The following is a 13,030-nucleotide window of genomic DNA, read 5'->3' on the forward strand; positions in this document are numbered from 1 at the left end:
GCGGCCTGCCTTGGACGTCATTGAGTCGAAAAAATGCACTAGTAAGTCCTTTTAGGGTTATTCTTTGAATCAATACCCGTCCAAGGCAGACCCTTGGCATTGCGCATGAGAGGGCACCACAGTGGACATCCGGCAACTGAACTACTTCATTGCGGTGGCGGAAGAGCGGCATTTCGGCCGGGCGGCCAAGCGCCTCCACATGGCCCAGCCGCCCCTCTCCCAGCAGATCCGCCAGCTCGAGGAGCAGCTGGGGGTCCAACTGCTCAACCGCACCACCCGGCGCGTGGACCTCACGGCCGCGGGGCAGCTCCTGCTTGACCGGGGACGGCAGATCGTCAACGACATAGGGACGCTGGAGGCGGATGTATACCAGGTGGGCAAGGGCGCCACCGGTGTCCTCCGGGTGGGATTTTCAGGGTCTGCAACTTACGGCGTCATGCCCCAGATCGCACGCCTTGCCAAGCAGGTCCTTCCCGGCCTGTCCCTGGCATTGCACGGCGAGATGCTCACCCCGTCAATGGAAGCAGGTCTCCGCGACGGAACCTTGGACGCAGCACTGCTGCGTCCCCCCGTCTCATCCCAGGAGATCGACTACCGCGTCGTCGCCCAGGAGCCGCTCGTCGTCGCGGTTCCCTCATTCAGCGCGCTGGCGGAGGACAGGTCCGTGGCGATGCATGAACTGCAGGATCAGGACTTCATCGCATATGCGCCCGAGTCCGTGCTCTACCGCATCACCTCCGACCTGTGCCGCCAGGCCGGCTTCCAACCGCGCATCGCCCAAGTTGTTGGCGAGACCTCCACGATGCTGGCATTCGTTGCCGCCGGCGGCGGGGTGGCGGTCATGCCGTCCCGGGTGCGGGCTTTCCAGCTCGACGGCGTTGCTTACCGGGAGATCGAAAATGTCCCTTCCGTGGAACTCGCTGTCGCCTGGCTGCGCGGAAACCACTCCACCCTGCTGCAGAACTTTTTGGACGTCGTCGGCGCCGCTACAGCCGCACAGCCGCTGCCCGACCCAGCCTCCGGGCCCGTCCCGCTTCCCACTGATGAAAGGCTGTCCCAGTCATGAAAATCGCAGCCATTGAGGCGATTCCTTACTCGATCCCCTACCGCCACCCGCTGCATTTCGCCTCCGGCTCCGTCCACGAGGCCGACCACGTGCTGGTCCGCCTCCGTACGGACGACGGCGTGGTGGGCCTCGCGGACACCCCGCCGCGCCCGTACACCTATGGTGAGACGCAAAAGTCCATCGTCGCGGTGGTGCAGGACGTGTTCGCTCCGCAACTGATCGGCGTCGACATTTTTGACCGGGAGAAGATCCAGGAGATCCTCTACCGCACCATCCACAACCAGACCGCCAAGGGCGCCGTCGATATCGCCCTGTGGGACGTCATCGGCAAGACACTGGGGCAGCCGGTGACCAAGCTGCTGGGCGGCTACACCGACTCGCTGCGGGTCTCCCACATGCTCGGTTTCAAGCCGGCCCAGGAACTGCTCGACCTGGCACTGGAGTTCCGCGAGACGTACGGCATCAACACGTTCAAGCTCAAGACCGGCCGGCACCCCCTCCACCTGGACATCGAGGCGGCCCGCGTGCTGCGCGAGGGCCTCGGCGGGGACACCGAACTGTACATGGACGCCAACCGGGGCTGGTCCGCGAATGAGGCCGCGGAGGTGCTGCGCCGCACCGCAGACCTGGGCCTGCAGTTCCTCGAGGAGCCGGACGACGCCCGCGAAGTCCTGGGCCGCCGTCGGCTCGTTGCCAACTCCCCCATCCCCATCGCCGCGGACGAATCCGCCCCCAACCTTGGCGAGGCCGCCCGGGAAATCCTCAACGGCGGGGCCAACCTGCTCGCCGTCAAGACGGCCCGCTCCGGATTTACCGAGGCGGCCAAGATCGTGGGGATGGCCGAGGGCATGGGCATCGATGTGTACATCGGCAACCAGATCGACACCCAGGTGGGCACGGTGGCTTCGGTGGTGTTCGGCGCTGCGTTCGCCCACACTGCAAAGCGCGCCGCGGAACTGTCCAACTACCTGGACATGGCGGACGATCTGCTGGCCGAACCCCTGCAGATCATCGAAGGGCGCATCCGCGTCCCTGAGGGCCCCGGCGTGGGCAGCGGGGTCAACGAGGAAAAGCTCGGACGCTACCGTAGCGACCGCTAAGCCACCCTTCCACGAAAGGAAAATCAGTGAAGTACCTGGTCCACATGGACGTCAAACTGCCCGCCGACCTGCCCGCATCCGAGGCGGCTGAGATCAAGGCCAAGGAGAAGGACTACTCGCAGGAGCTGCAGCGCTCGGGGAAATGGCCGGAAATCTGGCGCGTGGTGGGTGAATACGCCAACTACTCGATCTTTGACGTGGATTCCAACGACGAACTCCACGACATCCTGCAGAACCTTCCGCTGTTCCCGTACATGGAGATCTCGGTGGTGCCGCTGGCCAAGCACCCCTCCGACGTTAAGTAGGAGAGCCAGCCGTTCCGGGTCAGTCCTTGGCCCGGAACGCGGCGGCGAGCTCGCTGCGGGACCGGATGCCCATCTTCCGGTAGAGCCGCGTGAGGTGGTACTGCACCGTCTTCTCGGCGAGGAACAGGGCCCGGGCCGCCTCCTTGTTGGTCGCACCCCCGGCCACGAGTTCGGCCACCGCCTGCTCCTGCGCGGTGAGCTGGACGTGGTGGTCCCTGGCGGCGGTGAGTACCGAATCGGCAGGGTCAGGGAGATTTCCGACGTCGAGACCGGTCGCCTTGAGCTCCCTGTCGCAGCGCTCCACATAGGTGGCCGCGCCCAGTGAGTCGTAGAGGTCCCGTGCCGCACGGAGCACCGAAGACGCCAGCCGCCGCTTGCCGGCGCGGCGCATGCTCTGCCCGAAAGCAAAACTGATCCGGGCCCGCAGATAGGGCCGGTTGAGCCCGCGGAGGTGGCCCAAGGCGGCCTCGAAATGCTCCCTGGCAGCGTCGGGATCCCCTTGGGCCGCCAGCAGTCGGCCCCGCGCCCAAGCCATCCGTGCCATGTCGGAGGGGACTTCGCGTTCGCGCCGCAACCCCTCGAAGGAGGTCAGGAAAGCGTCGGCGGTGTCCAGCTGATCAGTCATCACCAGGGCGTTAACGTACGTGTCCTGCCAGGGCCAGAAGGACACCCGGTCCTCGGTCCACGGGTCCAGTTCGGTCAGCGGCTGCAGCACGGCGAGGGCGCTTTCATAATCAGCCCGTGCCTCGTGGAACCGGGCCCGCGCCAGGCTGGCCGGCACCTGCATGGCCCGGTAGGTTCCCGGCTGGACCGCGGCCTGGGAGACGTAATAGCGGGCGCGGTCCCAGTCGCCGCGCATGGACCAGAGCTCCGCGGCTGTCCAGTACAGCAGGGGCCGGATCAGAGGCATCCGGGAGGTTTCCAAGCGGACACTGGAGCGGGCGATAGTGGCCGCCGCGGCATCCCAGTTCCCCAGCACCAGATGGGTGCGGGCCAGCCACGCTTCGGCCCACAGGGAGATCCGCAGGGATCCGCCGCGGTACTCGGTGGGGGCGGCGGACTCGAAGTTCACCAGGGCCGCTTCCACGTTGTCCATCCGCAGCGCCAGCCAGCCAGCTCCCATCTGCACCCGCTGCTTCTGCGCGTTCTCGGCGGCGTGCGCGAACGCCCGCTGGTAGGATGCCTCCGCCTCCCCCAGCCGGCCCCGCGCGTACAGGCCCAAGCCGTAGATGGCTTCCGACTCGACGTGCGCCGGCGTCCCGGGCTCGGTCAGGGCCATCGCACGCTCCGCCCAGCCGGTGATCATCGGCCCGTCCCAGGATGCCACCCCGTGCAGGACGAAACGCTGTGCTACCTGGGCGGCGGCCTTCGGTTCGCGCTCCGGGTTGCTGGTGCGCCACGCCATTTCCAACTGGCTTTGCGCGCTGTCGTTCTGGCCCGACACCGTGGACAGGTAGCCCAGCACGGAGGAGCGCAGCGGCGAGGGCGGCAGGGCGTCAACGGCTGCGGACCAGGTCTGGGCCTCGGCTACGTTTCCGGCCCCCACCAGCGCGTCCACTGCGCGCAGGAGCCTGTCGTTGCGGGCCCGGATGTCCAATGAAAGCCGGGAAGCGGAAAACAGCGCCGTTGCCACGTCCTGCCATGCCCCCACGGCGGCCTGACGGTTGGCGAAATCCTCGAGTTCTTCGGCCAGCGACTGGTCCGCGGCCGGCGTTGCCGAAACCCGGTGCCCCAGTTTCTCGCCTTCCGGCTCCACGGCGTCGGCGGCCAGCCGGTGCAGCGCGATGCGGCGGCTGGGAACAATCTGCTCGTAAATCGCCTCGGCGGTGCCGGGCTCAACGAAGACGACGGCGGAGCGCGCCTGGTCCACGGACAGCCCAAGGAGGCCGGCGCGGTGGCCTTCGTCCAGGGCTTCGAGGACAGACGCCACCCCGCTGACCGCGGCCACTTCCGCCAGTCCGGCGCTGCGCCCCAGCACGGACGCGGCCTCCGCGACGGCAACGAGTCCGGGCGAGGCGGCGTCCAGGACGCTGCGCACCCTGGCCCGGAGTCTGGACGTGGGCGGCAGCGAGGGGAACCAGGTCAGCCAGGTCTCCGGGGGCAGTTCGCGCAGCAACTCCACAACGGGCCGCGGCAGGCCGCCCGTGTGCCGGACCAGCCCGTGGGCCGCCGTGACGCTGAGGTCAATGCCGTGGAAACGTCGGGCTACTTCCTGGACCTGCTGCGCGGTCAGCGGTTCCATGGGGATCCGCTCCACTTGGTGCCCGGTCAGGAAGTCCAGGACGCCGGCGGGGATGCGGGGCGCCTCGGCGGGATTGAGCGTCAGCAGGAAAAGAATCCGCTTGCCGTGCAGTCGGCGGATGACGAACGTGAGGATACGCAGGCTCTCCACGTCCAGTTTGTGGACGTCGTCGACGGCGACCACCACGCTTCCGTGCGACTGCAGCCCTTCGAGGTGGGTGCTGAGGGTGGACGCGTAGTTGACCACTTGGTCCGCGCTCAGCGCGGCGACGGGCCCAGCCGGAAGGTGCGGGCCGCCGTCGTACGCCTTTGCCGAACGCAGCGGCGAGGTGAGCATGAGCTGGGAGTAGCCGGCGAGGGCAAACTGCGCTTCCCACTCATCACCCATGGCCGAAAGGATGCGGACCCCGCGGGCGCCCGTACGGCAATGCTCAAGGAAGGACTCCAGCACGGCGGTTTTTCCGCAACCCGAGGGGCCGGTGAGGACCACGGTGGCCACCTTGCCCTTGCGGACCGTGCGGAGGATTTCCAGGAGCTCCTCGAACACCGCATCGCGGCCCACCAGCGGCGAATCCGCACCGATATCGCCCTGGGCGGACCCCGCAGTCATGGCCGCAAGTCTACCCGAGCGGCCTGCCCGCCCCTTCCGGCGGGGGTCCACGGGCTACCCCAGGTCCCCGCCGGCCACCGGGAGGATGCTGCCGGTGAGGTAGGACGCTTCGTCGGAGGCGAGAAAGACGATGGGCGCGGCCTGCTCGTCCAGGGTTCCGTAGCGCTTCATGAAGGACGACTCCACGGTCTGGTCCACGATCACCTGGTACCAGGCCTTCTCGGTGGCGGATTGGGCTTCCGGCCCGCGCTTGACCTTCCGCGGAGGCGCCTCGGTGCCGCCCGGCGCGGTGGCAACCACACGGATGCCGCGACCGGCCACCTCCATGGCCAACGCCTGGGTCAGGGCGTTAACGCCGCCCTTTGCCGCGGCGTAGGGGACGCGGTGCATGCCGCGGGTGGCCACCGAGGAAACGTTGACGATGGTCCCCGACCCCTGCTCGAGCATCACCGGCAGCACCGCCCGGCAACTCCAGAGGGTGGGGAAGAGCGAACGGCGGATTTCCTTCTCGATCTTCTCCTCGTCGTATTCCTCGTAGGGGCGTGCCCAGATGGTGCCGCCCACGTTGTTGACCAGCACGTCCACGCGTCCGTAGGCCGCGAGCGCCGCCTTGACCGCCTGGGTGGCGCCGGCAAAGGTCTCAAGGTCCGCGGTGACGGAAGTGGCCGAGCCGCCGGAGCCCGACGCGTTGGCGGCCTCTTCGATGCCGCGAGCCACGTCGTGGACCAGTTCCGCACGGTCCACCAGGACCACTGTCCCGCCTTCGGCACCGATGCGTTCGGCCACCTTCTGCCCGATCCCCTGGGCGGCACCGGTGACGACGGCGACCTTGCCGCCGAACCTGCCAGGCGTCACGAATTGCCCGGCGTACGGCCCCGCCATCAGCGGGCGGCCTTGGCGTCGATGGCCCCGGCCATGGTGTCCTTCGCGTCGTGGGCGTGCGCGGTGATGACCGCGCGGAGGCGGTCCTTATCGCTGCGTTCGAAGGCGTCCACGATGTCCAGGTGGTCCTGGGTGACGCGCTCGAAGATCGCCGTTCCGGCTTCGAATGCCGCGGCCATCTGGGCGTGCACGTCCAGGCGGCGGTAGGACTCCAGGAGCATCGGGTTGTCGCAGATCATGAAGAGGTACTCATGGAATTCCTCGTTGGTACGCGCGAACTCCTCGGGGTCGGTGATGTTCCCGCCTGCAACCGAGCCGGTGGTGGCTTCGGCGAGCCGGCGGAACTGGCGGAGCTGCTCCTCGGTGAGCCGGCCCAGCAACAGTTCGCTGACGGCAAGCTCCAGGCCCATGCGTGCGTCGAGCTGGGCGAAGCTGTCCTCCTTGCGGAAATCCAGCCGGCCGGTCTCCAGGGAGGACACTGCCTCGCCGCGGCTCATCGTGTCGCCTTCGGCCTGGATCCTTTCAGCCGGCGCCGGGGCGCCCGTTTCGGCGTCGCCTCCGGTGGTCTCCTTCGGCGCGAACCGTTCGAAGTAGAAGTTGGCGGGCTGGATGCCTTCGGTGTCCAGCCACTTGGAGACGGCGTTGACCATGGGGGGCGGGCCGCAGAGGTAGATGTCCACGTCGCCTTCGTTGAGGTGCGCGGGTTCGATGATCTGCGTGACGTAGCCGGTGTGCGGGGCGGACGTGCCGGGCTCGGAGGCAATGTAGTCCCAGGTGAAGCCGGGCAGCTTCGCTTCGTAGGCCCGCAACCAGTCGAGGCCCACGATGTCCGCCTCGCGGGTGAGCCCGTAAATCAGGTGGACCGCGGTGGACGGCGGGTTTTCGGAGAGCTTTTCCAGGATGGACAGGAGCGGGGCCAGGCCGGTGCCGCCGGCCAGGAGCAGCAGGGGCCGCTTCGGCTCGCGTAGGAAGAACGATCCGTAGGGGCCGGTGAAGTCGATGGAGTCGCCCACTGCTGCGCGGTCGCGCAGGTACTCTGACATGGCGCCCTGCGGGGTCACGCGCACCATGAAGGACGCGTCCTGGACCTCGGGGCCGCTGCTGAAGGAGTAGGAGCGCTCGGCATCGGTTCCGGGGACCTTGAGGTTGACGTACTGGCCGGGAAGGAAGGCCAGCGCGTCCCGGTTGTCCACCTCGAGGGTGAAGGACACCGTGGTGTCAGTGTGCCGGTTGAGCTCCTTGATGGTGGAAGTGAAGGTGGCCGCGGCCGTCTTCGCCGACTCCGACGTGGCCGGGATCTGGATGGCCAGGTCGGATTCCGGGACGGCCTGGCAGGTCAGCAGGTAGCCCTGTTCGAGCTCCTCTTCGGTCATGGCGTCGTCGATGTAGTCCCCCGGGTCGAAGGACCCGGAATCGCAGAACGCCTTGCAGGTGCCGCAGGCACCGTCGCGGCAGTCCGACGGGATGTTGATGCGCGCCTTGTAGGCCGCGTCCATGACGGTCTCGTAGTCGCCGACCTTAATGACTTTGGTGACGCCGTCCTCGAAGCTGAGGGCTACTTTGTGGCCCATAGGGTCCTCCTGACTGGGTGGGCGCGCCATCGCGGCCCGGGAAAAGTTCTGCGTGCCCGGCGGGCGCGGGTGTGGGACCTGCCGCGCGGCGCCCGGTAACTGCCGGGCGCCGGTTCGGGCAGATCAAATCATGTAGACGTCCACCACGTGGTGGATGTAGTCGTTCTTCAGGACCACTTTCTTCTTCAGGATCACCGGCTCCGGGCCGGAAAGGTCGATCGTGTAGAAGCTGGTGCCGAAATATGTGTCGGTCGTGTTGTAGCGGAAGTAGAGGGTGAACCAGTTGAAGCGCACCTGGACCTGGCCGCCGTCGTCCGCCAAAACCTCGATGTCCGTGATGTTGTGGCCCGTGCGCGGCTCGGGAAGGGAGGTGGCAGAAGACCGGTCGGTCTTGATTCGGAACACCCGGTCCTCGATGCCGCCGCGGTTGTCGTAGTAGATGAGGGAGATCTCGTTCTGGGGATCCTGCGTCAGCTGGTCGTCGACGTCCCACGCCGGCATCCAGAATTCGGAGTCCGGGTGGTAGCACTCAAGCCATTCATCGAACTGGCGGTCATCCAGCAGGCGGGCTTCCCGGTAAAGGAACGCCCGGATGGTCTCGAGGGTTGCGATCTCCTCCGCGGTCTTCAGGACCGGGGCGGTTTGGGTCAGGTTGCTCATGGGTTCTGCGCTCTCTGTGGTTCCGGTGGGCTCTGGTTCCGTGGTCTTTGGTTCCCGCGGCCGCTGTCAGGCGGTGGCGGGGACGGAATCCGGCGCGGAGCGCTCCTCTTGCTCCGCCAAGGCACGGTCCATGACTTCCTTCCAGTACGCGTGCTGGATGGGGTAAAGCCCTTCGTCTTCGGTGCGCACGCCGGAGGCAATCACCCTGGTCATGCCCAGGGCCTGGGCCTGCTCGTCAGGGCCGGCGATCTCATGGGTGGAGCCGCGGGTCATGTCGTTCCACGGGGCGCTGGTGGCCCAGTAGGTCTTGTTGCAGGAACGGAATTCCTCCAGGTCGTCCGGCGTGGCCATGCCGGTGGCGTTGAAGAAGTCCTCGTACTGGCGGATGCGCTTGGACCGGTTCTCCTGGGACTCGCCCTTGGGTGCGATGCAGTAGATCGTCACCTCGGTCTGGTCCGCGGAAATCGGCCGGAAGTGGCGGATCTGGGAGGAGAACTGGTCCATGATGTAGACGTTCGGGTACAGGCAAAGGTTGCGCGAGATGTTGATCATGAAGTTGGCCATCTCCTCGCCGTACTTCTGGACCAGTTCGTCGCGGCGGTCCCAGAGCGGGCGGTCCTCGGGGTTGGTCCATTCCTGCCACAGGAGCAGGTGTCCGTGGTCGTAGGAGTAGAAGCCGCCCTTGACCTTGCCCCACTTGCCGGCATCCATGGCCTTGGTCGTGTTCGCGGAGTCACCGGCGCCGCGGCGGGCGGTAGTGGCTGCATAGTTCCAGTGCACGGCCGTGACGTGGTAGCCGTCCGCGCCGTTCTCGGCCTGGACCTTCCAGTTACCGTCATAGGTGTAGGTGGAGGAACCACGCAGCACCTCCAGGCCTTCGGGTGACTGGTCAACGATCGAGTCGATCACCTTGGTGGCGTCGCCCAGATGCTCCTCGAGCGGGAGTACGTCAGCCTTCAGCGAGCCGAACAGGAAGCCGCGGTAGGACTCGAAGCGGGCCACCTTGGTGAGGTCGTGCGAGCCTTCCTTGTTGAAGGTCTCGGGGTAGCCGGCGTTCCGGGAATCCTTGACCTTCAGCAGCTCGCCGGAGTTCTTGAACGTCCAGCCGTGGAACGGGCAGGTGAAGGTGGTCCGGTTGTCCGTCTTGCGGCGGCACAGCATGGCGCCGCGGTGCGAACAGGCGTTGACGATGCAGTTCAGCTTCTCGTCCTTGTCCCTGGTGATCATCACCGGGGTGCGGCCGATGTACGTGGTGAAGTAATCACCCACGTTGGGGATCTGCGACTCGTGGGCGAGGTAAACCCAGTTGCCTTCGAAGATGTGCTTCATCTCGAGTTCGAAGATCTCCTGGTCGGTGAAGATCTCGCGTTTGGCCCGGATGATGCCGTTCTCACGGTCATCGATTACGGCGTCGGCAAGGACCTCGCGGGCATGGATCAGGTTCTCGGTCATGGCGTGCTCCTTCATTGGAGATTGCTGGACGGATGGGCGGGAGGTCCGGCCGGGGCATCGGTGCCAGCGGCGGACGTTAGAGGCAATTCTTCCCGCTCGTGACTCGACTCACATCAGGCAAACACCTAGGGTCGACCAAGGGTGTCTTTATGTATCGATAATGACCGAAAACGGGCATTATCGATATTTGTAGCGTCCTTATCTGGCGACCTACGATGAGACAGACATCACGCGATGCCGCGTGGCAGCAGGTTACCTGCGCCAGCGTCCCGCGGCGGGTGCAGGAGACCTTCCTGGCCCCTATTCAAAGACGAAGGTGGAGACCGCCATGACTGAGACCCGAGTGAATACCCGGAACGAGAACGAGGGCACTGCCGTTGAGGCTGGCTCGAAGGCCACCGAGCGCTTCACCGCCTCCGGCAAGCTCTCGGAACTGCACGTGCCCAAGGAACGCGTGAGCCTGCTGGCCGGGGCCCTCATCAAGGCCGCCAACGACATCGTCGTTGAGCACCAGGTCACCTACGAGGAGTACAACGCGCTGAAGGCGTGGCTGATCAAGGTGGGTACCGACGGCGAGTGGCCGCTGTTCCTGGACGTGTGGCTTGAGCACACGGTTGAGGACGTCAACTCCCAGGAGCGCCCCGGCACCAAGGGCACCATCGAGGGGCCCTACTACGTGCCCGGGTCCCCTGAGCTTCCTACGCCGGCAACCGTCCACATGCGCGACGGCGAAGAGGGCACCCCCCTGCGTTTCACCGGCCAGTTCACGGACACCAACGGCAACGCCCTCCAAAACGCGCAGGTGGAGATCTGGCACGCTGACGCCGCCGGCTTCTACTCCCAGTACGCGCCGGGCCTGCCCGAATGGCTCTTCCGCGCCACGGTCAAGGCAGATGACCAGGGCCGCTTCGAGATCAACACGATGCGCCCCGCGCCGTACCAGATTCCCACCGACGGCGCCTGCGGCCAGCTCATCGAGGCCGCCGGCTGGCACGCCTGGCGTCCGGCCCACATCCACATCAAGGTGTCGGCACCCGGCTACCAGCCCGTCACCCAGCAGCTCTACTTCCCGGGCGACCCGCACAACGCGGACGACATCGCATCGGCCGTCAAGCCCGAACTGATGCTCGACCCCCGACCGCGGACGGACGGCGGAATCGGCGAGGAAGTTGTCTACAACTACATCCTCGCCAAGGAAGGCCAGACCAAGTAGGTCCTTGCCCCTTCTTGTCTGATGCCGGGCTTGAGCCCGACAACGCCAGGCGCCCCGGAGCGTAACCCCGGGGCGCCTGCCTTTTCTACCCACGCAGCCAGGAGCCAGGATGCCCAGTTCCCGCCAGGACCCAGCCCCAATCCATTCCCAGACCACAACGGCGCCGACGCCCGCGCCAGTGCAGCAACCGCTCCTGGAACGGCCCGGGCACCGTCCGGCCGGACCTCGCCGGTTCCTTCGCGACGTGGACCTGCCCTACCTGTCCAACGGCGCCATCGGACTGGTCTTCACCGCATCAGGGCCCATCGCCGTCACCCTGGCCGTAGGCGCGGCCGGCGGGCTGACCCAGGACCAGCTCGCCTCGTGGGTTTTCGGCATCCTGTTTTCCGGCGGCGCCGCGACGCTCATCATGTCGCTCCTCTACCGGCAGCCGCTGGGGTTTGCCTGGTCCATTCCCGGCACGGTGCTGCTGGGGCCATCGCTGCAGCATCTGTCCTTCCCGGAAGTGGTGGGCACGTTCCTCACGGCCGGCCTGCTCATCCTGGCCCTGGGCGCAACCGGGGTGGTCCGGCGGCTCATGGCCACAATTCCCATGCCGATCGTCATGGCCATGGTTGCCGCCGTCTTCCTCCGCTTCGGCACGGACATCGTTTCCTCAAGCCAGGCCAATCCCGCCATTGCCGCCCCTATGGTGGGCGCCTTCCTCCTCCTGACCGCCGTTCCGGCCCTGGGAAAGTTCCTTCCCCCGGTCCTCGGCACGCTGGTGGCAGGATGCCTGGCCGTGGCCGTCAGCGGGCAATTCGTTCCCGGCGGGCCGGGACCGCTCCTGGCCGCCCCGGTCTTCACCCCTCCCGTGTTCACCTGGGCCGCGCAACTGGAGCTCGTGGTTCCCTTGGCACTGACAGTGCTGTTCGTCCAGAACGGCCAGGGCATCGCCGTGCTCCGCGCCGCCGGGCACCGACCGCCCGTCAACGTTTTTGCGATTGCGTCCGGCGCGTTCTCCGTACTGAACGCCGGCTTAGGTGCCATATCGGCCTGCGTGACCGGCCCCACCAACGCCCTGTTGACGTCCTCGGGAGCCAAAGATCGCCAGTACACCGCAGCGGTGACCTACGGCTGCCTCGCACTGGCCTGCGCCGCGCTGGCTCCCGCCCTGACCCGGCTGATGCTGGCCATGCCCAAGGAATTCGTCCTGGTCCTGGGCGGAATCGCGATGCTGCGGGCACTCCAGCAGGCGTTCGTGACCGCGTTCTCCACCACCTACACCCTGGGCCCGCTAGTGACCTTCGTGGTGACCATCTCCGGCCTGGATCTGTTCAACATCCACGCGGCCTTCTGGGGCCTGGTCATCGGATACGCCGCTTCACGGCTGCTGGAGCGTCCGGACCATGCAGGATCGTAAAAGCGGACCGGTGAGTTCTTACGAAGCCAGGTAATTGCCCCCAGCGGCGCCACAACTGGCCCGTCCCGGCGCAGGATTCCTGCGCGCACATTTTTTGCAGGCTCTCCCGAAACTACCCGGTGAAGGCACCTCAAGGGCTTCACCCCAGGAGTCGTCTCGAAAGCTTGCGATATGCGACGTCTCGCCGGCTGAACTAGCGCGATGACGTTATCGCCTTAATTCTCGTGGAGTCGTACGGGTTCGTGCGTGGCTGGCGATTCTCGTAAGAACTCGGTAGCAGACACCGGTGCCCCCGAGCGAGCCCGCGTGCTTCTGCCCGCACGTCACTGATGCAACTTCACAAGCAGCTGAAGGAGCCTTTGATCAAAGAAGCAGGACTGCGTCAAGCTTTGTCAACACTCAGCGAAGAAAAAGCCTCTGACCTCCTGAAACACGGTGCCCGAGGTGGGACTCGAACCGGGTGCCAACCCTTGAAAAACCGCCACTGCCCCGAAAACATAGCCAATCCGGCCCGGTCCGATGCCGGTA

The 13,030-nt window shown here is 66.3% G+C and carries 10 protein-coding genes; 5 read left to right on the plus strand and 5 right to left on the minus strand.

What is annotated here, in order from left to right; translation table 11 throughout:
* The first annotated feature begins 121 nt into the window (after nt 1-121).
* Genes AC5RUM_RS17550 through catC form a run of 3 tightly spaced genes read left to right on the plus strand, consistent with a single transcriptional unit; the run spans nt 122 to nt 2,471 of the window.
* Nucleotides 122-1,066 (plus strand): LysR substrate-binding domain-containing protein, encoded by a 945-nt coding sequence (locus AC5RUM_RS17550; protein WP_494036152.1) that lies wholly within the window; start codon nt 122-124, stop codon nt 1,064-1,066.
* A complete protein-coding gene (locus tag AC5RUM_RS17555) occupies nt 1,063-2,166 on the plus strand; it encodes a mandelate racemase/muconate lactonizing enzyme family protein (protein ID WP_494036153.1) in 1,104 nt (367 codons plus the stop codon). Before AC5RUM_RS17550 ends, AC5RUM_RS17555 begins: the two co-directional genes overlap by 4 nt.
* A 26-nt stretch (nt 2,167-2,192) precedes the next feature.
* The gene (gene catC / locus AC5RUM_RS17560) at nt 2,193-2,471 is read left to right on the plus strand and encodes a muconolactone Delta-isomerase (protein WP_494036154.1); all 279 of its coding nucleotides are present in this window, start codon (nt 2,193-2,195) and stop codon (nt 2,469-2,471) included.
* Nucleotides 2,472-2,490: 19 nt separating this feature from the next.
* Here catC and AC5RUM_RS17565 read toward each other — a convergent pair whose 3' ends face one another.
* From AC5RUM_RS17565 to benA, 5 genes are all read right to left on the minus strand, one after another.
* Nucleotides 2,491-5,322, minus strand: coding sequence for an AAA family ATPase (locus tag AC5RUM_RS17565; protein ID WP_494036155.1), 2,832 nt, complete (start codon nt 5,320-5,322; stop codon nt 2,491-2,493).
* A 54-nt stretch (nt 5,323-5,376) separates the two neighbouring features.
* Nucleotides 5,377-6,204 carry a 1,6-dihydroxycyclohexa-2,4-diene-1-carboxylate dehydrogenase gene (locus AC5RUM_RS17570; protein WP_494036156.1) on the minus strand — a complete coding sequence of 276 codons (828 nt, stop codon included), beginning with the start codon at nt 6,202-6,204 and terminating at the stop codon, nt 5,377-5,379.
* Nucleotides 6,204-7,775 (minus strand): benzoate 1,2-dioxygenase electron transfer component BenC, encoded by a 1,572-nt coding sequence (gene benC, locus AC5RUM_RS17575; protein WP_494036157.1) that lies wholly within the window; start codon nt 7,773-7,775, stop codon nt 6,204-6,206. Before benC ends, AC5RUM_RS17570 begins: the two co-directional genes overlap by 1 nt.
* A 123-nt stretch (nt 7,776-7,898) precedes the next feature.
* The gene (benB, locus tag AC5RUM_RS17580; protein WP_494036158.1) at nt 7,899-8,435 is read right to left on the minus strand and encodes a benzoate 1,2-dioxygenase small subunit; all 537 of its coding nucleotides are present in this window, start codon (nt 8,433-8,435) and stop codon (nt 7,899-7,901) included.
* A gap of 66 nt (nt 8,436-8,501) precedes the next feature.
* Nucleotides 8,502-9,887: a benzoate 1,2-dioxygenase large subunit gene (benA, locus tag AC5RUM_RS17585; RefSeq protein WP_494036159.1), complete on the minus strand. Its 1,386-nt coding sequence runs from the start codon at nt 9,885-9,887 to the stop codon at nt 8,502-8,504.
* Between the two features lie 328 nt (nt 9,888-10,215).
* Between benA and catA the strand changes: the two genes are divergently transcribed.
* Nucleotides 10,216-11,100: a catechol 1,2-dioxygenase gene (gene catA / locus AC5RUM_RS17590; protein WP_494036160.1), complete on the plus strand. Its 885-nt coding sequence runs from the start codon at nt 10,216-10,218 to the stop codon at nt 11,098-11,100.
* A 178-nt stretch (nt 11,101-11,278) separates the two neighbouring features.
* Nucleotides 11,279-12,502, plus strand: coding sequence for a benzoate/H(+) symporter BenE family transporter (locus tag AC5RUM_RS17595; RefSeq protein ID WP_494036161.1), 1,224 nt, complete (start codon nt 11,279-11,281; stop codon nt 12,500-12,502).
* The last annotated feature ends 528 nt before the right edge of the window (nt 12,503-13,030 follow it).

Source organism: Arthrobacter sp. B2060, assembly GCF_059090445.1.